Below are 21,983 nucleotides of genomic sequence, written 5' to 3'. Positions count from 1 at the left end.
ATTATTCCGGCGTGTGCGGACGGGAGCATGGCGCGGGTGTGCCTTGCCCCACGGCTATAATCGTCGCCCAACCAGAAGACTTTCTCGCAGGTGATTCATACGATGGCAAAACCACGCCGCACATCGAAGCAGTCGAAGCAAACCGGGGGAACGTTTATCGGCATCGTGCTGGGCCTGATCGTCGGCCTCGCGATTGCCGTGATCGTCGCGCTGTACATCACACGCGCACCCACGCCGTTCGTGGCGAAGGTCGCGCCGCCGCCGTCGGAAGCCAACTCCGCGCCCGCCGCCGCGCAGCCGTACGATCCGAACCGTCCGCTGCAAGGCAAGACGCCGGGTCAGGCCGTGCCACAAGCCGCGCAGCCCACGCCGCCGAACACCGCGCCGGGTCAGACCAACAATCAGACGCAGTCGTCGGGCGTGCTCGACGAGCCGCAGATCGTCGAAGTGCCGCCGTCGGGCGGGACTGCGTCCGCGCCGAAGACGGCGAGCACGACGCCCGCCAAGAAGCCCGAGGCCGCGCCGAACGCCACCAGCAACGCCAACGCCACGCCGCCGAAGGGCGGCTCGGCGCCCACGACGGCGAAGACCACGCCGCCCGCGCCCGGCGAGCCCAATACCGGCTACTTCCTGCAAGTGGGCGCGTACAAGACGCAAGCGGATGCCGAACAGCAGCGCGCGCGTCTTGGCTTCCAAGGCTTCGAATCGAAGGTCACGCAGCGCGATGCGGGCGGCGTGACGTACTATCGTGTTCGCATCGGGCCGTTCGCGAAGTTCGAGGACATGAACACGGCGCGCCAGCGTCTGTCCGATGCGGGTGTCGATACGGCCGTGATCCGTTTCTCCAAGCAATAACGCAGCAACGAAGTCCACATGCACGCGACGTTTAAGCGTGGCTTAAGCGTCGTGTGTCCCACTTATGGACCTGCTTTTGTTCCGTCGCGTATCCATTGCTTCTCTTTCCAATCATGAAAAAACTGTTTAGCGCGTTGGCTCTTTCCCTTGGCGTCGCAGCCGCTTCGATGAGCGTCGCGAGTTCGGCGATGGCCGCGCCCGCCGCCGGCAAGGACTACACGGTGCTGCAGGCGGCTCAGCCGATCGCCGCGCCCGCGGGCAAGGTCGAGGTCATCGAGTTCTTCTGGTATGGCTGCCCGCACTGCAACGAGTTCGAGCCGTACCTCGAGGCATGGGCGAAGAAGCAAGGGCCTGACGTCGTGTTCAAGCGCGTGCCGGTGGCGTTCCGCGACGACTTCATTCCCCATTCGAAGATGTATCACGCGCTCGACGCGCTCGGTGTCGCCGACAAGGTCACGCCCGCAGTATTCAACGAGATCCACGTGAAGAAGAACTATCTGCTGACGCCGCAGGCGCAAGCGGATTTCCTCAAGACGCAGGGCGTCGATCCGAAGAAGTACATGGACGCCTATAACTCGTTCTCGACGCAGAGCGCCGTGCAGCGCGACGCCAAGCTCCTGCAGGACTACAAGATCGACGGCGTGCCGACGATCGTCGTGCAGGGCAAGTACGAAACCGGCCCGGCGATGACCAACAGCCTGCCGGGCACCACGCAGGTGATGGACTTCCTCGTCCAGCAAGTCCGCGACAAGAAGCTGTAAACCCTCCCGCGCCGGCATGACAGCAGTTCGACTGAAGGTCTTCATCACCGGCGCATCGAGCGGCATCGGCCTCGCACTGGCCGAGGAATATGTGAAGCGCGGGGCCGTGCTCGGCCTCGTCGCCCGCCGCGCCGATTCTCTTGAGGCCTTCGCGGCCCGCCATCCTCGAAGCGTCATTTCGATCTATCCCGCCGACGTGCGCGACGCCGACGCGCTGGCCGATGCCGCGCGCCGTTTCATCGCGGAGCATGGCCCGGCGGATATCGTCGTCGCGAACGCGGGCATGAGCCGAGGCGCGCTGACGGGCCACGGCGATCTCGACACCTTCCGCACCGTCATGGACGTGAACTACTTCGGCATGGCCGCGACGTTCGAGCCCTTCGTCGCGTCGATGACGGCGGCGCGGCGCGGCACGCTCGTCGGCATCGCGAGCGTCGCGGGCGTGCGCGGGTTGCCGGGTGGCGGCGCATACAGCGCGTCGAAAGCGGCGGTGGCGAAGTATCTGGAAGCGTTGCGCGTCGAGATGCGGCCGCTCGGCGTCGCCGTCGTCACGATCGCGCCGGGCTACGTGCGCTCGGAGATGACGGCGCACAATCCGTATCGGATGCCCTTTCTGATGGACGCCGACCGCTTCGCCACGAAAGCCGCCGACGCCATCGCGCGCAAGGTCCGCTACGCGACGTTTCCGTGGCAGATGCGCGTCGCGGGCATGCTGATGCACGCGCTGCCCCGCTGGCTCTACGACGCGCTCGCCGAGCGCGCGCCGCGCAAACCACGCGCGGGCGAGTGACAAAAAAACCGGCTGCGCCAAAAACGCAGCCGGTTTTGCTTTGCGGACCACCCGACCGGAAAACGTCTCCGGTCAGAGCAGTGCGTCAGAACGCCACATACGCCGGGCTATTCGGCAACTCGAATCCAACGTAGACGTGTCGTCCGAAGAAGAACGGCAGGCCGAAGTCGAAGAAGTTGGACATGCCGAGCTGGCCGCCGAGACTGTTGAACGCGAACTTGCTGCCGCCCTGCGTCAGCGTGCGCGCGCTGACGAGCTGGAACGGCACGGTCGCGCTGTTGCCTTCGGTGCCGCGGATCGTCGTCGAAAGCGACTGCTCCGAGCTCGGGCAATAGAACGCGCTCGAACTCGAGCACAGCGGGAAGCTGTCCTGGAAGAAGTTGCCGTTCGATCCGGAATCGAAGAACGTCTTGTACGTCTGCCCCTTGTACGTGCCGGTCAGATCGCCGTAGGGGTCGGTGCCGTACTTCGTCACGCCGCTGATCGCATTGTTGCTCTGTGTGCCGATACCGAATATCAGCACGCCGGTCGCGGTCGCCGCGCCGTTATCGGGAACCGGCGGCAACTGCACGATCACGCCGTTGTTGTCGACCGCGAACTTCGCGACCGGATTGGCGACCTGCTGCGCGAGCGGCACCGCGACGCCCGTGCAATTCGCGCCATTCGTGCACGAGAAGTACATCGCGTTGAGCGACGTGCTCACGCAGCCCGAGCCGCAATCGTAGGTCTGCGGGCCGATGCCGAGAATGCCGTTCGCGCCGATATCCCCGACGGTGTTTTCGTCGTTGCCGGACGGGCAGCCGTTGGTGCCGGTCGGCGCCGCCGATGCGTCCAGATCGCCGATGATCTGGATCGGCACGCCCGACGCCACTTCCGTGCCCATCTTCACGTCGGCCGTACGCACCGTGCCCCACGTGTAGCCGTCGGCGAAGCCCGCGCATTCGGCAAGCTGGCCACCGGTGGATGCGCGCGTGACCGGCAGGCTGCCGAGCACGGACTGCGCGGCCGAGCCGAGAATGCGCAGGCCGAAGGACGCCGTGTCGACCTGGACGTTGTCGATGGTCTGACACACCGACGAGCCCGGCGCGCACACCGTCACCGACACGTTCGGAATGTTGACGAAGTTCGCGACGCCGGCGTTGACGTTGATCGGTACCGCGTTCGTGCCGTTGGCCGCGATCGGCTGCGCATTGGCCGTGCTGGTGCCCGAGCTGCCGCCGCCCGAACCGCCGCCTGAGCCGCCGCCCGACGAACCGCCGCCGCTGCTGGAACTGGAGCTGTCGTCGCCGCCGCCGCAGGCCGCGAGCATGACGGAAAGACAAAGCACGCCGAGCCAGCGGGCGAAGCCGCCGCGTCGGGTGGAGGAGGCGGGAAGGCCGAGTGTCGTTCGATGCATACTAAAGTCTCCCGTCGCTTACTGGATATCGCTGGCGGACACGCCGGCCGGCAACGATTGCGGCAGATACGCGCTGCCCGCGAACGCGCCCATATGGCCGCTCGACTCCACGACGAGCCCCGAATCCTGCACGCTCACGGGCCCGCGCCCGCCGCGCGCGGCGCGCTGCGCCTTCAGGCCCTGCTGATATTGCGGGAAGTAGCTGCCGAGCAGGCTTGCGAGGTCCGGCACGCGCGGCCCGTGCCACGCGATCCCGAACACGACGCCTTCCGAGGACAGATATTCGTTGATGACGGTGCCGCTCGCGAGCGTCGTCGAGCGAACCGTGTAGTTCGACGCCGATGTCGACGATGCGTTCGACACACCGCTCGCGACCGCCGCACGCGCGACGGCGTTGGCGGATGTGGCGCCCTGCGGCGCGCTCATCGGATCGCCGCCGAGCACGGCGTAGGCGGGCGCCGCGGCGCACACGCTCAACGCGCCGGCCACGAACGCCAGCGCGCTTACCAGATGCCCATGACGGGGTTGCTTCGGTGCCTTCACTGGGCCTCCTATCGGTTGTCGGCCGCCCACGCGCTCTCGCTCCCGGCCGGCTCCTGACGATTGAATGACCGATGCGTCACTCATTTCTTACGCCGCTTCGTGCGGCGTGAATAGCGTCTAGTATGCCAGCCACAGCGAATAGTCCTAACGTTCGCAAGCGCACATAAGAAAAAACGCGAAGCGCAATGGTATGCGCTCCGCGTCGTCGTGCAACGTTGAGTACGTCGAAATGAGTCTTTCTTTTAACGCGCGTCAGAAGCCCAGACTGGCGAGCAGATCGTCAACTTGCGACTGATCCTGCACGACGTCGCTGCGGCCTTCGGGATTGATCTGCGGCCCGTTGAGCAGGCTTTCCGGACTGCCGCTCGCCACCGACGACATCAGCGCCGCCGCCGATGCCGCGAACTGCTCGCGCCGCTCGGGCGCGATGTTCTCGAGCAGCACGCCCAGCAATTGCTGTTCGATCAGATACACGACGTCCGTAATCTTCTTGATCACCTGGCCGGTCAGATCCTGGAAGTCCTGCGCGAGCATGATTTCCAGCAGTTGCGCGTTGGTCGCCTGGGTGCGTTGCGGCACGCTTTGCAGGAACGTGCGGGTTTGCGCGAGCAATTCGCCCGCCTCGCCCTGCGCGAGCGGCGCGTCGTACCATTTGGCCCAGCGCGCGTCGAGCGCCTGCGCTTCGGTCTGCATCGCTTCCTGCATCGGCTTGGCGAGCTCGATCGCGTTGAGCGCGCGTTCGGCGGCCTGCTCGGTCATCGTCGCGACATATTTCAACCGGTCGCGCGCGTCGGGCACGGCCTGCGCGGCGGCTTCGACCTGCTTGTCGAGGCCCAGCTCGCGCATCGAGTCGCGCAGCGTGCGCGTGAGCTGTCCGATGCGCGCGAGGATGCGGTCGCTCGACGGATCGGCTTCAGCTTCGGCAACCGCGGCTGCCAGTTCAGTGGTCAGATCGTTCACGATCAGCTCCCGGCTTTGGCCATCTTCTCGAGAATCTTGGTGAGCTTCTCGTCGAGCGTGGCGGCCGTGAAGGGCTTCACCACGTAACCGTTCGCGCCCGCCTGCGCCGCCGCGATGATGTTTTCCTTCTTCGATTCCGCCGTCACCATCAGCACCGGCAGATGCGCGAGCGCCGCGTCCGCGCGGATCTGCTGCAGCATCGAGAGGCCGTCGAGGTTCGGCATGTTCCAGTCGGTGATCACGAAGTCGAAGCCGCCGCCACGCAGACGCGCGAGGCCCGCCGCGCCGTCTTCGGCTTCGTCGACGTTGCCGTAGCCCAGTTCCTTGAGCAGGTTGCGCACGATACGGCGCATCGTCGGAAAATCGTCGACGACGAGGATCTTCATGTTCTTGTCCATCTTTACTCCCTTGAGTTCTCAATGCGGCGGCGCCGCTCAATTCCAAAGTTCAGACGCGCTGCACGCGTTCGCCCATCGAGGCAAGCCGCGCCATCACGCGCCGGCTCATTTCAGAGAGCGGCGCGATCTCGCTTGCGCCGCCCATTGCAATCGCTTCGCGCGGCATGCCGAACACCACGCAACTCGCTTCGTCCTGCGCGAGCGTGTATGCGCCCGCCTGCTGCATCTCCAGAAGACCGGCGGCGCCGTCGCGGCCCATGCCGGTCAGGATCACGCCGATCGCGTTCTTGCCCGCGTGCTGCGCCGCCGAGCGGAACAGCACGTCGACCGAAGGCCGATGCCGGTTCACCGGCGCCGCATCCGACAGATGCGCGACATAGTTCGCGCCGCTTCTCGCGAGCAACAGATGCGCGTGGCCCGGCGCGATATACGCGTGGCCCGGCAGCACGCGCTCGCCGTGCTCCGCTTCCTTCACGGTGATGCGGCACAGCCCGTTCAGACGCTGCGCGAACGACTTCGTGAAGCCCGGCGGCATGTGCTGCGCGATGAGCACTGCGGGCGCATCGGGCGGCAGCGGCACGAGCACTTCGCGGATCGCTTCCGTACCGCCCGTCGATGCGCCGACGATCACCAGCTTTTCCGTCGACACGAGCGGGTTGTTGAAATGCGGCGCGGGCTTGTGCGCAGCCGCGTTCGCGTTCGCGGGGACGCTCGACGCGTGCGCCGCCTGCTTGACGCGCGCGCGCGACGCGGCGCGAATCTTGTCGGCGAGCTTTTCGGCGTAATCGAGCATGCCGTCGCGGATGCCGACTTTCGGCTTCGTGACGAAATCGACCGCGCCGAGTTCCAGGGCGCGCAGCGTGATTTCGTTGCCGCGCTCGGTCAGCGACGACACCATCACGACCGGCATCGGCCGCAGGCGCATCAGCTTTTCGAGAAAGTCGAGGCCGTCCATGCGCGGCATTTCGACGTCGAGCGTCAGCACGTCCGGGTTGTGCAGCTTGATCAACTCGCGCGCGACGAGCGGATCGGGCGCGGTCGCGCAGACGTGCATGTCGGGCTGCGAGTTGATGATTTCGGTCATCAGGCTGCGCACGAGCGCCGAGTCGTCGACGCACAGCACCTTGATTTTCGGCGCGTGGCTGAGTGTCATGCTTCCTCCACGATCTTCATACGCGACGAGAACAGTTCCGCGCGCGGGCGCTTCACGCCCGACGCATTCGTCGTGAACAATTCCACGCGCGGTTTCGTGCTCGCCGTGTTCGACTGGAACAGCTCGACACGCGCACGCGCCTTCGCGAGCCGTTCGGCGCGCTCTTCCGGCGTGCGCTGCACGAGCGCCTGCTCGCGTTCGACCACGACCGGGTCATGCGCGGTCTTCAGTTTCTTCACCATCACCTGGCCCGAGCGCGGCATGAACGCGACCTTGCGCGGATGCATGCCCTGCAAGTCCTCGGCGACGATGCGGATCTTCTCCAGCGCGAGATAGCGCCGCACGAATTCCGAATTGCGATCGCCGATGTTGATGGTCGTCATGCCCGCGAGCACCGCGCCGCCGCCGAATACTTTCGCTTCGAAGCGTTCGCGCCGCCCGCCGCGCTTGATGAGCTCGTTGATGAGCACTTCCATCGCGTACGCGCCGTAGCGCATCGAATCGGACGATGCGTGCGATGCGTCGGAGCCGTCGTCGGGCAGCATGAAATGATTCATTCCGCCGATGCCCGCCGTGCGATCGTTGATGCACGCCGCCACGCACGAGCCGAGCACGGTGACGAGCACCATGTCTTCGCTCGTCATGTAGAACTCGTTCGGCAGGAGCTTCACGCCCGGCTTCTTGAAATGATTGTCGAAGTAAAGATTCGACGCGATGGGCAGCCCGCTCATGCCGTCTCTCCCGCGAGCGCGCGCTGCGGCTTCGCCGCCGGCTTGAGGTCGCGCGACAGCTCATACACGGTCTGGCCGCGCAACCTGAACGCCTGCGACACGTACGTGAAATTCTCCGAATGTCCCGCGAACAACAGGCCGCCCGGCTTCATCAGCGGCTCGAAGCGCGAGAGCACCTGGCCTTGCGTCGGCTTGTCGAAGTAGATCATCACGTTGCGGCAGAAGATCGCGTCGAACGGGCCTTTCAGGTCGTAGCGCGCGTCGGTCAGATTCACGCGGCCGAAGTTCACCATCGCGCGCAATTCGGGGCGCACTTTCACGAGACCCGAGTGCGAACCGGTGCCCTTCAGGAAGAAGCGCTTGAGACGCTCGACGGACAATGCCTTCACCTGATCGAGCGAATACACGCCCGCTTCGGCCTTGGCGAGCACCTGACTGTCGATGTCGCTCGCGAATACCGTGCACTGGCGCGCGGCGTGCTCGCCGAGCGCTTCGACGAGCGTCATCGCGATGGAATACGGCTCCTCGCCCGTCGACGCCGCCGAGCACCACACCGAGAACGGCTGCTGCCGGCGCTTCACGAACTCCGCGAGAATCGGAAAGTGATGCGACTCGCGGAAGAACGCCGTCAGGTTGGTGGTCAGCGCGTTGACGAACGCTTCCCACTCGGCGTTGTCCTCGTTCGTTTCGAGGCGATCGAGATACTGCTTGAACGTATCGATGCCGCATGCGCGCAGACGGCGCGCGAGGCGGCTGTACGCCATGTCGCGTTTATGGTCGGACAGCGAGATGCCCGCGCGGCGATGAATCAGCTCGCGAATGCGGGCGAAATCCGCCACCGTGAATTCGAAATCGCGCTCGACGTCCGGGCCACGTACACTCGGGGCCAGGTCGACGCGCGGGTTGCGCGTTGCCATCATGATGTCTCGTGCTTCCTTGGCGCGCTCAGCCGCGCCCGATGTGGCGTGTTCGTCGCGCGTGACCATGCGGACTCGCGTCGTCCGTGCGTTTCGATGAAACGCCGGTAATCAGTCGTGTCGCGCGAGGCCAGCATGGTCGTTGTCGTTTCGGTTTCGTTTAGAAGGTTTCCCAGTCGCCGTCGTCGGCGGTGGTTGCCTTGGCGCGCGGTGCGGGTTTCGCGACGCTGGCCGGCTTGATCGCCGCCTTGGTCACTTCCTTGCCCGCTTCCTTGCCTGTTTCCTTGATAACGGCTGCTTCCGGCGCAACTTTTGCGTTCTCGACAGACTTCGCGTGCTTGACGACGCTCTTCGATGAAGGCTCGACACGCGCAGCCGGCGCCGACGCCTTGATGCGCGCGGCCGCCGTCGATGCGCTCGCGCGCACCGGCGCCCCGCTCTCCAGACGCCATTGCGCGACCACATCCTTCAGTTGACGCGTCTGCTCTTCGAGCGACGCCGCAGCCGCCGCCGCCTGCTCGACGAGCGCGGCGTTCTGTTGCGTCACGCTGTCCATCTGCGTGACGGCGCGATTGACCTGCTCGATGCCGTCGGACTGCTCCTCCGACGCCGCGCTGATCTCGCCCATGATGTCGGTCACGCGGCGCACTGCCTGCACGATCTCGCCCATCGTCTGGCCGGCGCGTGCGACGAGTTCCGTGCCGCTGTCGACCTTCGCGGCCGAATCGCCGATCAGGGTCTTGATTTCCTTCGCCGCCGCCGCGCTGCGTTGCGCGAGCGAGCGCACTTCGCCCGCGACCACCGCGAAGCCGCGGCCTTCCTCGCCTGCGCGCGCCGCTTCGACGGCCGCGTTCAACGCGAGAATGTTGGTCTGGAACGCAATGCCTTCGATCACGCCGATGATGTCGACGACCTTGTTCGAACTCGACGCGATCGCATGCATCGTCTCGACGACCTGCTCGACGACCACGCCGCCGCGCGACGCGATATCCGACGCATTCACCGCAAGCTGGCTCGCCTGGCGCGCGTTGTCGGCGTTCTGCTTCACCGTGCTCGTCAGCTCTTCCATGCTCGATGCCGTTTCCTGCAGCGACGCCGCCTGCTCTTCCGTGCGCTGCGACAGATCCGTGTTGCCGCTCGCGATTTCATGCGCGCCGACATCGATCGATTCCGCGCCGTGACGCACCGAACCGACCATCGTGGTCAGATTGCCGCGCATGCGCTCGATACCCGCGAAGAGCCGCCCGATTTCGTTGGTCCTGTCGGTGTGCGCGGACTGCGTGAGATCGCCGCGCGAGATGCGGTCGAAGTGATCGACGGCGTCGTTGATCGGCTTCACGATGAGGCTGGAGAGCGCCATGCGCGTGCCGATGAGCATCAGCACCGCGAGCACGAGCACCGCGCCGATCGTCAGGTTGAGCGCCGCGATGTGCGATGCCGTGCCGGCGCGCGATTGCTCCGCGTGTTCCTGATGCGATGCGACAGCGGCCGTCACGGCCTGATCGAACGCGACGAACATCGGGCTGATCTTCGTGTCGGCGATCGCGTGATACGCGGCCATGTCGTTCGCGCGGATCGCGGTGAACTCCGGCTCAACGCCGGTTTTCACGAGCGCGTCGCGTTGCGCGACGAGCGCATCGAGCGTCTCTTTCGGCAGCATCGGCTTCGGCGTATCAAGATAGAGCTTCCAGTTTTCGTTGCTCTTGTCGAGCAGATACTGGCCGCGATCGATCGCCTTCTTCGCTTCTTCCGTGCTGCCCGCTTCAGCGAGCGAGCGCACGCGGTCGAGCGTGATGCGCGAACGCAGCAGATACGACGATGTTTCGGCCAGCGCGCGCATCGCGACCATGTCTTCCTGCGCGAGCGACGCAAGCGATGCGCCGGCGGAATTGAGGCCGACGAGCGCGAGCGCGCCGATCAGCGCCGCGCATCCGGTGAACAGCAGGCCGACGAGCGTGAGCGTCGTGCGGATCGACAACTTCTTCAACATGGCTTATTTCTCGCTTCGCTCGTTATGCGGCGACGGAGTCGATCAACTCCATCTCGCGGCTCGTCATGAGCTTTTCGATGTCCATCAGGATCAGCATGCGGCCATCGACCGTGCCGAGGCCCGTCAGATATTCCGTTGCGAGCGTGCCGCCGAATTCGGGCGCGGGCATCACTTGCTCCTGCGTGAGCGTGAGCACGTCCGACACGCCATCGACCACCATGCCGACCACGCGATGCGCGACGTTCAGGATGATCACGACAGTCTGGTTGTCGTACTCGACGCGGCCCAGATTGAATTTGATGCGCATATCGACGATCGGCACGATGATGCCGCGCAGATTGATCACGCCCTTGATGAACGCGGGCGCATTCGCGATGCGCGTAACGTTGTCGTAGCCGCGAATTTCCTGCACCTTCAGAATGTCGATGCCGTATTCCTCGGCACCGAGCGTGAACACCAGAAATTCCTGTCCGGCCGCTTCGGCGTGACCCGCATCACGTCGCGAAGGCGCAGCGGTATGAATCGTTTGAACGTCTGCCATGAGAGGCTCCTTCGGTATCAATGAGAGTGCGCGCCGTGCTGTGCGCGCGATTCGCGGTTGAGCGCGGCCACGTCGACGATCAGCGCGACGCTGCCATCGCCCAGGATGGTCGCGGCGGAGATGCCGTGCACCTTGCGGTAATTGGTTTCGAGGTTCTTCACGACGACCTGCTGCTGGCCGACGAGTTCGTCGATCAGCATGGCGAAGCGCCGTCCCTCGGTCTGCATGATCGTGACGATGCCTTGCGTCGGCTCGGTGCGCGCGCCTTCGACATCGAACACGCGATGCAACGCGACGAGCGGCAGATATTCACCGCGCACGCGCACCACGCGCTCGCCGTTCGCGACCGTATAGATGTCCTCGGCGACCGGCTGCAGCGACTCCATCACGAAGTTCAGCGGCAAGATGAAGATCTCGTTGCCGACCTTCACCGACATGCCGTCGAGAATCGCGAGCGTGAGCGGCAGCACGATCTTCGTCGTCGTGCCCGCGCCCTGGCGCGACATGATTTCGACGTGGCCGCCCATCGACTGGATGTTGCGCTTCACCACGTCCATGCCCACACCGCGGCCGGAGATATCGGTCACCTGTTCGGCGGTCGAGAAGCCCGGCATGAAGATGAGTTGCCAGACTTCTTCATCGCTCATCGAATCGGACACCTGCATGCCCTGCTTCTGCGCCTTCGCGAGAATCTTGTCGCGGCGCAGGCCGGCGCCGTCGTCGCTTACTTCGATGACGATGTTGCCGCCGTGATGCGCCGCCGACAGCACGAGCTGGCCGGTGGTCGACTTGCCCGCGGCGCGGCGCGCTTCCACGGTCTCGATGCCGTGATCGAGCGAGTTGCGCACGAGGTGCGTGAGCGGATCGATGATGCGCTCGATCAGGCTCTTGTCGAGCTCGGTCGCCTGACCAAACGTGACGAGTTCCACTTCCTTGCCGAGCTTGCCGGCGATATCGCGCACGAGGCGCGGGAAGCGGCTGAATACGTAGTCCATCGGCATCATGCGGATGGACATGACGGCCTCTTGCAGATCGCGCGCGTTGCGCTCGAGCTGCGCCATGCCGTTGAAGAGACGGTCGTGCAGGGCGGGATCGAACGTGCTCGTGGTTTCCGCGAGCATCGCCTGCGTGATGACGAGTTCGCCCACCAGATTGATGAGCTGATCGACCTTCTCCACGCCGACGCGAATCGAGCTGCCTTCCGCCGATGCGGCAGCCTGCGGGCGCGCCTTCTTGTCGGCATCGCTCGCGGCGGTTCTGGACGGCTGGGCGGACGGGTGTTGTGCACCCGCCGCCGCCGCTTCTTCTTTTGCTGCTTCCTTGCTGGCCGCGGATGCGGGCGCTGCCTGCGCCTGCGATTGCTTCGGCTCTTCCCGTAGCGTGGGTCGTGCTTCTTCCACTGCCGGCGTTGCTTCGGCGGCTTGCGCCGCCGCGTCGCCACGGCCGATCGTGATCTGCGCTTCATCGATCACGAAGCAGCACACAGCGACGATATCGTCGGCCGGGACGTCCGAGTCGAGCCATACCACGTACTCGGCGTCCGTTTTCTTTTCTCCGACGATGCTTCCCAGATTCCCCAGCTCGCCGATCAGCGTTGCCAGGTCCTTCTCGCCCACCCCCCGTAGCGTAATTTTCAGGTGGGGTCCAACTTCCGCCACCGGTGCGCCGGTGTGTCCCGGCGTTGCATCGGCAGCGGTTCCTGCATGCGTGATTCCATCGGTGAGCTCGAACGCGCCGTCCCAGTTGCCGTCGTCCTCGATCGCGTCCATCGCCTGCGCGACCACGTGCGCGGGCGCGGCGTTCGGTCCTTCGTAGGCGGGCGCGAGGTTCGTGTTCGACGCGACTTGCTGCGTGCCCGGCAGCGCGGGCGGCTCGATCTTCGCCGGCGCATCGCCGGCTTCGGCGGTCTCGTTCTTCAGGCGTTCCAGCTTCGCGCAGATCGCGGCGGCCGCGGCCGCATCCGGCTCGGCGCTCGCGCGATAGGCGGCGAGCTGGTCCGAGAGCACGTCCTTGGTCGCGAGGAAGGTGTCGATCATGTCGCGGCGCAGGACCAGCTCGTTGTTGCGTGCGCGGTCCAGCAGCGATTCGAGGATGTGCGTGGTTTCGGTGAGCGCGGTGAAGCCGAAGGTCGCCGCGCCGCCCTTGATCGAGTGCGCCGCGCGAAAGATCGCCGCGAGGTCTTCCGGGTCCGGATTCGCGATATCCAGAACGAGCAGCAGCTGCTCCATCTGCGCGAGCAGTTCGTCCGCTTCGTCGAAGAAGGTCTGGTAGAACTGGGTAATGTCGAGTGTCATGCTTGAGTCACCATCGGCGCGTGCTTGCGCGGGTTGTCTTGGGCTTCGGCTTCAGTGCTGCGTGTCTTCCGAGAGCGCGGCGACGAGTTCGGTCAGCAGGTCCGGATCGAGCGGCTTCTCGATCCAGCCCGTCGCGCCCGCCGAACGCGCCGCGTCCTTGAACGGCTCGCCGCCTTCGGTCGTCAGCACGAGAATCGGCGTCGCCTTGTAAGCGGGGTTGCCGCGCAGCGCCACGATCAGATCGAGCCCGCTTCTGCCCGGCATGTGCTGGTCGGTCAGAACGAGATCGAAGCGCTCCGCGAGCGCCCACTCCAGGCCTTCGTCGCCGTCCGACGCGACGGTCACTTCGTAACCCGCCGTCGACAGCGTCGCCGAGAGGATTTGCCGCATCGCGGCGGAATCGTCGATTGCCAGAATGTGTTTGATCATGTTTGTCTCTTGCCGGGATGACGGTCAAAACGTGTCGAGTCTTGAGCGTCTTTTTCGAGCAATCTGCTCAATGCGCCGCAGGCCGAGCCGCGACACCGGGAATAAGCTGGCCGAGCGCAGTCGTGGGCGCGCCTTGCTCGTCCGTGCCGTTGTCGAGCGTCGCGCCGGGCGAGCCGTCGTCGCGCAACATCGACATTTCCGCCCGCCGGTTGAGCACGATGACGCTGATGCGCCGGTTCTCCGGATCGAGCGGGTCCTTTTTGTTCAGGTTCTGCGTCGATGAAAGGCCGAGCACGCGCAGCACTTTGGCTTCGTCCATGCCGCCCGCGACCAGTTCGCGCCGCGACGCGTTGGCGCGGTCCGCCGACAGCTCCCAGTTGCTGTAGCCCTTGTCGCCGCCGGCGTACTTCACGGCGTCGGTGTGTCCCTGCACGACGATGCGGTTCGGCACGTCGTTCAACGTCCTGCCGATCTCGCGCAGGATGTCGCGCATGTAGGGCTGCACGGCGTCGCTGGAGAGCGCGAACATCGGGCGCTTCTGGGTATCGACGATCTCGATGCGCAAGCCCTGCTGCGTCGATTCGATGCGGATCTGCTGCCTGAACTGGCGCAACGTGGGATTGGCCTCGATCGCGGCCATGAGCTTCACCTGAAGATCGTGCAGGCGCACCTGTTCGCGCCGTTCCAGCTCGCCTTGCGCGGCCTTGAGCAATTCTTCGTCGGCGTCGGACGAGGCGCGTTGCGCGAGCTGCGTGCTGCCATTGGTCTTGCGCGCCGCGCCCGCTTCGCTGCTGGAGATGTCGCGTCCGCCGCCGGTGAGAATGCTGTTGTCCATGCCGACGGTCTTGCCGCCGACCATCGCCGCCTTGAGCGGCATGTTGAAGTACTCGGCGATGCCGCGCCGCTGCACCGGCGAGGTCGACGAAAGCAGCCACATCAGCAGGAAGAACGCCATCATCGCGGTCATGAAGTCCGCATAGGCGAGCTTCCACGCGCCGCCGTGATGGCCCTTCTTGCCGGCGACGATGCGCTTGATGAAGATCGGACGTTCGCGTTCGGTGCTCATCGCTGTGTCTCGAATGATGAGGAAGTCACTTCGACTTGACCCGGCGCACGTGTTCTTCCAGTTCGGAGAACGACGGGCGCTCCGTCGAGAACAGCACCTTGCGGCCGAACTCCACCGCGATCGCGGGCGCGTAGCCGTTCAGGCTCGCGAGGATCGTCACCTTGATGCACTGGAACATCTTGGTCTGCTCCGCGACGCGCTGTTCCGCGACGTTCGCGAGCGGGCCGATGAAGCCGTAGGAAAGCAGAATGCCGAGGAAAGTGCCGACGAGCGCCTGCGCGATCATCTCGCCGAGAATCGCGGGCGGCTGATCGGCGGAGGCCATCGTGTGGACGACGCCCATCACCGCCGCGACGATACCGAACGCGGGCATCGCGTCGCCGACCTTGGTGAGCGCGTGCGCGGGCGCTTCGCCTTCGACGTGATGCGTCTCGATCTCCTCGTCCATGAGGCTTTCGATCTCGAACGCGTTCATGTTGCCGCTGACCATGAGGCGCAGATAATCCGTCAGGAATTCGACGATGTGGTGATCCGCGAGAATCTTGGGGTACTGGCTGAAAACCGGGCTCTTCGACGGGTCTTCAATATCCGCTTCGAGCGCAAGCGTGCCTTCCTTGCGCGCCTTCGCGAGCAGCACGTAGAGCAGGCCCATCAGCTCCATGTACATGCTCTTGTCGTACTTCGCGCCCTTGAAGAGCGTCGGAAGCACCTGGATGGTCGCCTTGATGGTCTTGACGTTGTTGCCGAGGATGAACGCGCCGACGCCCGCGCCCGCGATCATCAAGATTTCGACAGGTTGCATGAGCGCGCCAAGGTGGCCGCCTTCGAGCGCGTAACCGCCGAACACGGACAGCAATGTCACGAGCGATCCTACGAAAATCAGCACAGTCGAGTCCTCACTTGTGGGTGCGGTTAGACCGCCGTTAAGTGGTTTACGGCACTCGACTGAAAAACTTTGGGGCAAATCCAGAGGCGCGGCAAACGCTAAACCCCGCGCCGCAGCAAGGGCTGCGGCATCAGGCCGCGATGCGCGGCGCGTGCGCCGTGACGCCCGGCGGCATCGACGCCTTGCGGGTCTTGCCCGCGCGCGACGGCGGCTGGCACAGGCCGCAGACGTAGCCCGCGCGCAGCTCGTACGCGTGCGCGACGAAGCGCCCGCCGCAGCGCGTGCAGGCGTTGGTTTGCAGCATGCCGGAATCGAAGTAGCGCACGAGTGTCCAGGCGCGCGTGAGCGAGAGCACGGGTTCGTCGCCGTGCATCTCGAGATGTTCGAGGTAAAGACGGTAGCTTTTGACGATCTTCTGAATCATCGAGTTCACGCCGCCGTGCGTATCGACGAAACGAAAAATCGCGTGAAACAGCGACGAATGGATGTTCGGCTGCCAGGTCATGAACCAGTCGGTCGAGAACGGCAGCATGCCTTTTGGCGGCGACGCGCCCTTCAGCTCCTTATAGAGCTTGATGAGACGGTCGCGCGACAGGCTCGTTTCCGCTTCGAGCAACTGCAGGCGCGCGCCGAGCTCGATCAGCTCGATCGCCAGAGTGATTTCGCGGACTTCCGCGACCACGCTTTTCGTCGCCATCGGCGTATCAGGTGCGCTAGCCGATCTGCTCGACGGACGCGTCCGCGAGCAGAATCGCCGCGTGTGCGTGGGCAAGCGCCGCGCTTCGGTCCTTGTCGGCGAGCGAGGAGAGGATGGTGTGGTCGTCGAAACGGAAGCGGCACAGCAGATGGCTCGACGACGCCACTTTCACCGCTTGCGCGAGCGTGAGCGAGGTCAGCACCTGCGCGACCTGATCGGACAGCCCGAGGCGGTACATCGCCGAAACGCGGTCTTCCTGAAGAAGCCGCTGCGCGAGGAGCAAGTACGACAGATTCACCTCGCGGATTTCCGCGAGCGTACTCGTAGTTCTGGTCGTCATCTGTTCCCCGAATCGATACGTGGCTGGTCAAGGCCCGGCGGGAACGTTTGCTCGGATTCGCAAAGGACATCGAATCCGGCCCCGCGCGTGTTGTCTGGTGTCGATTCGATTGTCGCCGATGCCCGCGCGCGCGCCTGTCGGACAAACCTTCCGACAGAACGACGGAGTTTCGCGAAGATTCGTGTAGGAAAAATTCTTACAAGACGTCGTTCTTACCTTGTGAACAGCAGATAAGTTATCGGCAAACATTCGTCTGACTTAATGGCTTAATGACAACACTCGATGCTGGGCGGCCCGCGCGCCGTCCGCACATGCTGCAGCGCAGTGCGGGACCGGGAATTGCTTAAGACTCATCCGCGGCTATTCAACGCTTCAAATTCGTCCCCATCGTCCGCTTCGATGCAATTTCTGACTTCGTAACAGCACATGTTTCGCGCTGTAACAACGATAAGCGATTGAAAAATGACGTGAAATGCCGCTCTCGATACCGATAATGGGCAGTAAGGGATAACCCGGTCGCGATGTTTTCTCATCTCCGGGCCGATCTCGGGCGGCGTCACATCGACACGCGGCCCGCCCGAATGGCATGTTGAGCGCTCGACCGGAGCGTGACTGCAATGCCTCACCTACATGGAGAGTCACGTTATGCGAATCGCACAAATTGCACCGTTGCACGAAGCAGTACCTCCGAAGTTTTACGGCGGCACTGAGCGCGTCGTGTCATACCTGACCGATGCGCTCGTCGACCTCGGCCACGATGTAACCTTGTTCGCAAGCGGCGATTCGCAAACCAAGGCGACGCTGGAACCGGCCTGGCCGCGCGCGCTGCGCCTCGATCCGACCATTCGCGATGCGCTCGCGCCGCACATGCTGCTGCTCGAAAACGTCCGCCGCCGCGCGCATGAATTCGACGTGCTGCACTTTCACCTCGACTACATGCCGTTTCCGCTGTTCACGCAGATGGACACGCCGTTCGTGACGACGCTGCACGGCCGTCTCGATCTGCCCGAGCTACAGCCGATCTTCGACACCTTCACGAAGGCGAACGTCGTTTCGATCTCGGACAACCAGCGCGGGCCGCTGCCGCAGGCAAACTGGCTCAACACGGTTTATCACGGTCTGCCGCATGAACTGCTGACGCCGCAACCGCACAAGAAGCCGGAATATCTGGCGTTCCTAGGCCGTATCTGCCCGGAAAAGCGCGCCGATCTCGCCATCAAGATCGCGGCGCAGAGCGGTCTGCCGCTGAAGATCGCCGCCAAGGTGGACAAGGCCGACCAGGAATACTTCAAGTCGACTATCGAGCCGCTGCTGTCGCAGGCGCACGTGGAATTCATCGGCGAAATCACCGAGGCGCAGAAGCCGGAGTTTCTGTCGGGTGCCAAGGCACTGCTCTTCCCGATCGACTGGAACGAGCCGTTCGGTCTGGTGATGATCGAGGCAATGGCCTGCGGCACGCCGGTGATCGCGTTCAATCGCGGCTCGGTGCCGGAAGTGATCGACCACGGCGTGACGGGCTTCATCTGCGAGGACGTGCAAGGCGCCGTGGGCGCGTTGCAACGACTCGACGAGCTGTCGCGCACGGAAATCCGCGCCCAGTTCGAGCGCCGTTTCAGCGCGCAGACGATGGCGCAGAACTACGTCGAAAGCTACACGGCGATGCTTCAGGCCGCGAAGCGCCCGGTGTTGCGTCAGGTCGCGGTAGGCTGATAGCCAGCGCGAACGCCTGATTCACGCTAGATCGAATGCCGCCCGTTTATCGGGCGGCTTTTTTTTGCGCGCTGAAGATTGAAGCGCGTATTCATCCGAATACGGAACAATCCGAAGTTTCGATGCAATGCCCGTGAATTGAGAGCCGATCGACCATTTTTGACAGTTCGCAAAAGACACCGCGCTTAAACTCCGCTGCGCAAGCGCATCACGCGTTCTTGTTTTAAATCAACGGCTTTTCATTCTTTTCACGTAGGCAGAATCATGCATTTGTCGAAGCGTCTCGGCGCGGAAATTTTCGGTACTTTCTGGCTCGTGCTGGGCGGCTGCGGAAGCGCCGTGCTGGCGGCGGCCTTTCCTCAACTCGGCATCGGCTTCGCTGGCGTTTCGCTGGCGTTCGGCCTTACCGTGCTGACGATGGCCTACGCCATCGGTCACGTGTCCGGCTGCCACCTGAACCCGGCCGTGAGCATCGGTCTTGCGACCGCTGGCCGCTTCCCGGTGCGCGATCTCGTGCCGTACATCGCCGCGCAAGTGATCGGCGCGACGCTCGGCGCGTGGGTCATCTATCTCATCGCGACGGGCAACCCGAGCTTCGACTTCGCTTCGAGCGCGTTTGCCGCGAACGGCTTCGGCGAGCACTCGCCCGGCCATTTTTCGATGACGGCGGCACTGGTTTGCGAAATCGCGATGACGTTCTTCTTCCTGTTCGTGATCCTCGGCGCCACCGACGACCGCGCGCCGAAGGGCTTCGCGCCGCTCGCCATCGGCCTGTGCCTGACGCTGATCCATCTGATCTCGATTCCGGTCACGAATACGTCGGTGAATCCGGCGCGCTCGTCGAGCCAGGCGTTCTTCGTCGGCGGCTGGGCGCTCGATCAGCTCTGGCTGTTCTGGATTGCGCCGATCGTCGGTGCGATTCTGGCGGGCGTGCTTTATCCGGCTCTGACGCGTCAGAAATAAGCGTCGGCGGTTGAAATTCGGCGGTACGCAAACGGGCGCGAACTGCGCCCGTTTTTGTTTTTTCGCCACGCAGCGCATTCGAAAGCGCGCTTGAAAAATTAAACAGCCGCGACAGATGTAATGCCGAATTACGCAGCATGCTTATGAATTGCCGCGACACTGATTTTAACGAATTCTCATTGGTGGGTGCGAGCCCTGTGGAATAAGGCTTTCGACGATTTCGCCAAGCGGATTCGGCTGTCTCGATCCCTTACGACGTCCTTGCACACGGTAACAAGTCGTCGACGCGTGTAAGACAGCGGGCGCTTACATTGGACTCATGCGACACACGTCGCCACAAAGGAGAAACACAATGAAGCGCATCGTCACCCAAATGCTTGTCGCAACCGGCCTCGTGATCGGTGCGGTCGGAGCGGCACAGGCCCACAGCGATCTGCACATCGGCGTCTCGCTCGGCGCGCCGGCTTATGTGGCCCCGGCTCCGGTCTATGTGCGTCCTGCCCCGGTGTATCGCGCGCCGTACTATCGCCATGAAGAACCGCGCTGGCACGGCGGCTACGGCCACGACAACGGCCGCTGGAACCGCGCGGGCTATTACAACCACGGCGGCTACGGCAACAACTGGGCGCATCGCGGATAAGCGATACGGGCCGCATGTGCATGCCGGCGGCCCGTCGTGACGGATGCTCAGTCGGGCGTCTGTCCCGGCGACGCCAGTTCGTCGCGAATGCCGAACAGCTTGCGCAGATGATGCGCGACGCCCGCTTCGAAGTTGTTCCCGACGCGCGGCACGTTCGGCAGGCGCTTGATGAGATCGGGGTTGGCGTTGTTCATCATGAACGGATGCCCGGCGGTTTCGAGCAGGTCGATATCGTTCATGTTGTCGCCGAACGCGACGCACTGCGCGGTATCGACATCCAGCCGCTCCAGCACGAAGCGCAGCGCCCGCCCCTTCGATACGTCCGACGTCATGACTTCCAGACAGTCGGGCAGCGAATACGTGACGTACAGCGAATCGCCGAACTCGCGCTCGAGATTCGCGGCGGTTTCCGCGAGATCCTCCGGTTCGCCGATATACAGCACTTTCGCGATGTTCTCGCCATCATGCTCGCGCAGATCCATCACTTCGTACTTGAAGCCCGAATCCTGGTGGAAGACCAGCAGTTCGGGCGCGTGGCGGTCGATGAGCCAGGCGTCGTCGGCAAAAAGATTGACGATGACGCGGCCGTGGTCGCCCGTGAGATCCGGCTGCACCAGACGGCGCACTGCGGCGGGATCGAGGTCGCGCGAATAGATGCGTTCGTCGCCGGGCGCGTGCACGCGCGCGCCGTTGGACGTGATCAGATACGCGTCGACGCCGAGCAGATCGCGGATGCCGGCGACATCGCGATAATGCCGCCCCGTCGCAATGATGATGGGCAGGCCGCGCGCCGCCAGCGTGCGCACGGTTTCTGCGGTGAAGGGATCGAGCTGGTGGTCGCTGTTCAGAAGCGTACCGTCGAGATCAGTAGCGATGACCGAGTACATGACTGCCTTTGTGGTGCTGCGGAGAACGCTATTTTATCGCGTCGCGCCGCCGGCACCCGGCCATCCGGCCGCAGCGCGCCGCGCCAGTGCGAGTGCGCCCGCCGCCGAATCGGCGCGAGGCGCCCGCAATCGCTCGCGCAACCCGGCCGGCACGAACGGCTCACAAGGCGCGGCGAGCCCGCCGCACAGCGCGACGGGCAGCACGCTTGGCGGGTCGAGCGCCGCGACCAGCCGTTCTATCTCGAAGGCCGCGCGCTTGAGCAGCCGCGCCGCGACCGGATGATCGCGGAATTCGAACACCGAGGGCGCGAGCGTCGCGTAAGCGGTCTGATTCGCGTTGCAGAGCCAGACGACGAGACTGTCGCGATCCGTCGCGCCCGTCAACGCGAGCAGCGCGCGCGACCAGCCGTCTTCCGGCGCGCGGCCATCGAGCACGCGCTGGAGATGAACCACCGCGCGCAAACCGAGCCACGCGCCGCTGGCTTCGTCGCCGCTCGGGAAACCGTAGCCGCCCGCGATGCGGCACACGCCGGCCTGATCGAGCGACGCCGCGATGCTGCCCGTGCCGAGCGCGACGATCACGCCGGCCTCGCCGCCGTGCGCGCCGAGCACGGTCGTGTAGGCGTCGCTTTCGACGCTCAGCGCGCGCAAGTCAGGCGCCGCAGCGAGAAAGGCCGCGAGCCATTCCGCGTTGTTCACGCCCGCGAGCCCGCAGCCGAGCGCGCAGTTGCGCCAGTCGAAGGGCAGCGCGGCGGCGTCGAACGCGCGGCGGCATGCGTCGCCGATCGACTGCCACGCGCGCTCGACGCCGAGCCCGAGGCCGGAGGGTCCGCCGCTCGCGCGCGCGAGTTCGACGCCTTGCGCGTCGGCGAGGATCACGCGCGTGCCGCTTCCGCCGCCGTCGATACCGACGAGAAAGCCCTGGGATGCCAAATTCGTGGAGGTATTCATGGGCGCAAGCTTACCGTCGGCGCTGGCGCGCGCCAATTGGCCGAACGGCATAGATGGCGCGGCGCGGGCGTTCCGCTATGCTGAC

Annotated in this window: 23 protein-coding genes; 6 read left to right on the top strand and 17 right to left on the bottom strand. The window is 64.5% G+C overall.

What is annotated here, in order from left to right; translation table 11 throughout:
- Positions 1-102: 102 nt before the first annotated feature.
- From BTHE68_RS00680 to BTHE68_RS00670, 3 genes are all read left to right on the top strand, one after another.
- Positions 103-855 carry an SPOR domain-containing protein gene (locus tag BTHE68_RS00680; protein ID WP_162064711.1) on the top strand — a complete coding sequence of 251 codons (753 nt, stop codon included), beginning with the start codon at positions 103-105 and terminating at the stop codon, positions 853-855.
- Between the two features lie 113 nt (positions 856-968).
- Positions 969-1,616, top strand: a complete 648-nt coding sequence (locus tag BTHE68_RS00675; protein ID WP_162064710.1) for a thiol:disulfide interchange protein DsbA/DsbL — start codon at positions 969-971, stop codon at positions 1,614-1,616.
- A 16-nt stretch (positions 1,617-1,632) separates the two neighbouring features.
- On the top strand, positions 1,633-2,406 hold the full coding sequence (locus BTHE68_RS00670) for an SDR family oxidoreductase (RefSeq protein ID WP_162064709.1): 774 nt from the start codon (positions 1,633-1,635) through the stop codon (positions 2,404-2,406).
- Between the two features lie 85 nt (positions 2,407-2,491).
- Here the strand turns inward: BTHE68_RS00670 and BTHE68_RS00665 are convergent, their stop codons facing one another.
- From BTHE68_RS00665 to flhD, 15 genes are all read right to left on the bottom strand, one after another.
- Complete coding sequence (locus tag BTHE68_RS00665; protein ID WP_162064708.1) at positions 2,492-3,802, bottom strand: DUF3443 domain-containing protein; 1,311 nt, start codon at positions 3,800-3,802, stop codon at positions 2,492-2,494.
- An 18-nt stretch (positions 3,803-3,820) separates the two neighbouring features.
- A complete protein-coding gene (locus tag BTHE68_RS00660; RefSeq protein WP_162064707.1) occupies positions 3,821-4,345 on the bottom strand; it encodes a DUF2844 domain-containing protein in 525 nt (174 codons plus the stop codon).
- A gap of 252 nt (positions 4,346-4,597) precedes the next feature.
- Positions 4,598-5,305 (bottom strand): protein phosphatase CheZ, encoded by a 708-nt coding sequence (cheZ, locus tag BTHE68_RS00655; protein WP_162064706.1) that lies wholly within the window; start codon positions 5,303-5,305, stop codon positions 4,598-4,600.
- A gap of 2 nt (positions 5,306-5,307) precedes the next feature.
- Entirely contained in the window at positions 5,308-5,703 is a 396-nt protein-coding gene (gene cheY, locus BTHE68_RS00650) for a chemotaxis response regulator CheY (protein ID WP_035497920.1), read from the bottom strand.
- A 49-nt stretch (positions 5,704-5,752) separates the two neighbouring features.
- The gene (locus tag BTHE68_RS00645) at positions 5,753-6,856 is read right to left on the bottom strand and encodes a protein-glutamate methylesterase/protein-glutamine glutaminase (protein WP_162064705.1); all 1,104 of its coding nucleotides are present in this window, start codon (positions 6,854-6,856) and stop codon (positions 5,753-5,755) included.
- Positions 6,853-7,587 carry a chemoreceptor glutamine deamidase CheD gene (gene cheD / locus BTHE68_RS00640; RefSeq protein ID WP_162064704.1) on the bottom strand — a complete coding sequence of 245 codons (735 nt, stop codon included), beginning with the start codon at positions 7,585-7,587 and terminating at the stop codon, positions 6,853-6,855. The genes BTHE68_RS00645 and cheD overlap by 4 nt, the downstream gene beginning before the upstream one ends.
- Positions 7,584-8,507, bottom strand: coding sequence for a CheR family methyltransferase (locus tag BTHE68_RS00635; RefSeq protein WP_162066725.1), 924 nt, complete (start codon positions 8,505-8,507; stop codon positions 7,584-7,586). Before BTHE68_RS00635 ends, cheD begins: the two co-directional genes overlap by 4 nt.
- Before the next feature lie 157 nt (positions 8,508-8,664).
- Positions 8,665-10,494, bottom strand: a complete 1,830-nt coding sequence (locus BTHE68_RS00630; RefSeq protein WP_162064703.1) for a methyl-accepting chemotaxis protein — start codon at positions 10,492-10,494, stop codon at positions 8,665-8,667.
- A 22-nt stretch (positions 10,495-10,516) separates the two neighbouring features.
- Complete coding sequence (cheW, locus tag BTHE68_RS00625; RefSeq protein WP_061172613.1) at positions 10,517-11,035, bottom strand: chemotaxis protein CheW; 519 nt, start codon at positions 11,033-11,035, stop codon at positions 10,517-10,519.
- Between the two features lie 17 nt (positions 11,036-11,052).
- Positions 11,053-13,329, bottom strand: coding sequence for a chemotaxis protein CheA (gene cheA / locus BTHE68_RS00620; RefSeq protein WP_162064702.1), 2,277 nt, complete (start codon positions 13,327-13,329; stop codon positions 11,053-11,055).
- 51 nt (positions 13,330-13,380) lie between these two features.
- Positions 13,381-13,758 carry a response regulator gene (locus tag BTHE68_RS00615; RefSeq protein WP_162064701.1) on the bottom strand — a complete coding sequence of 126 codons (378 nt, stop codon included), beginning with the start codon at positions 13,756-13,758 and terminating at the stop codon, positions 13,381-13,383.
- 67 nt (positions 13,759-13,825) lie between these two features.
- Positions 13,826-14,824 (bottom strand): flagellar motor protein MotB, encoded by a 999-nt coding sequence (gene motB, locus BTHE68_RS00610; protein WP_162064700.1) that lies wholly within the window; start codon positions 14,822-14,824, stop codon positions 13,826-13,828.
- A gap of 25 nt (positions 14,825-14,849) precedes the next feature.
- A complete protein-coding gene (gene motA / locus BTHE68_RS00605) occupies positions 14,850-15,710 on the bottom strand; it encodes a flagellar motor stator protein MotA (protein WP_061158787.1) in 861 nt (286 codons plus the stop codon).
- A 130-nt stretch (positions 15,711-15,840) separates the two neighbouring features.
- Positions 15,841-16,407, bottom strand: coding sequence for a flagellar transcriptional regulator FlhC (gene flhC, locus BTHE68_RS00600; RefSeq protein WP_162064699.1), 567 nt, complete (start codon positions 16,405-16,407; stop codon positions 15,841-15,843).
- A gap of 16 nt (positions 16,408-16,423) precedes the next feature.
- Complete coding sequence (gene flhD / locus BTHE68_RS00595) at positions 16,424-16,747, bottom strand: flagellar transcriptional regulator FlhD (RefSeq protein ID WP_162064698.1); 324 nt, start codon at positions 16,745-16,747, stop codon at positions 16,424-16,426.
- 645 nt (positions 16,748-17,392) lie between these two features.
- Here flhD and BTHE68_RS00590 point away from each other — a divergent pair.
- From BTHE68_RS00590 to BTHE68_RS00580, 3 genes are all read left to right on the top strand, one after another.
- Positions 17,393-18,457 carry a glycosyltransferase family 4 protein gene (locus BTHE68_RS00590; protein WP_162064697.1) on the top strand — a complete coding sequence of 355 codons (1,065 nt, stop codon included), beginning with the start codon at positions 17,393-17,395 and terminating at the stop codon, positions 18,455-18,457.
- 264 nt (positions 18,458-18,721) lie between these two features.
- Entirely contained in the window at positions 18,722-19,420 is a 699-nt protein-coding gene (gene aqpZ, locus BTHE68_RS00585) for an aquaporin Z (RefSeq protein ID WP_162064696.1), read from the top strand.
- A 352-nt stretch (positions 19,421-19,772) separates the two neighbouring features.
- Positions 19,773-20,060 (top strand): PXPV repeat protein, encoded by a 288-nt coding sequence (locus tag BTHE68_RS00580; protein ID WP_162064695.1) that lies wholly within the window; start codon positions 19,773-19,775, stop codon positions 20,058-20,060.
- Between the two features lie 47 nt (positions 20,061-20,107).
- Here the strand turns inward: BTHE68_RS00580 and BTHE68_RS00575 are convergent, their stop codons facing one another.
- Both BTHE68_RS00575 and BTHE68_RS00570 read right to left on the bottom strand, forming a co-directional pair.
- Complete coding sequence (locus BTHE68_RS00575; RefSeq protein WP_162064694.1) at positions 20,108-20,947, bottom strand: Cof-type HAD-IIB family hydrolase; 840 nt, start codon at positions 20,945-20,947, stop codon at positions 20,108-20,110.
- A 33-nt stretch (positions 20,948-20,980) separates the two neighbouring features.
- Positions 20,981-21,898: a glucosamine kinase nucleotide-binding domain-containing protein gene (locus BTHE68_RS00570; protein WP_162064693.1), complete on the bottom strand. Its 918-nt coding sequence runs from the start codon at positions 21,896-21,898 to the stop codon at positions 20,981-20,983.
- Positions 21,899-21,983 lie beyond the last annotated feature (85 nt).

Origin of the sequence: Burkholderia sp. THE68 (assembly GCF_009938265.1) — a bacterium.
Lineage (GTDB): Bacteria > Pseudomonadota > Gammaproteobacteria > Burkholderiales > Burkholderiaceae > Caballeronia.
The sequence above is the reverse complement of the archived record's forward strand: the minus strand, read 5'-3'. Positions and strand labels throughout refer to the sequence as shown.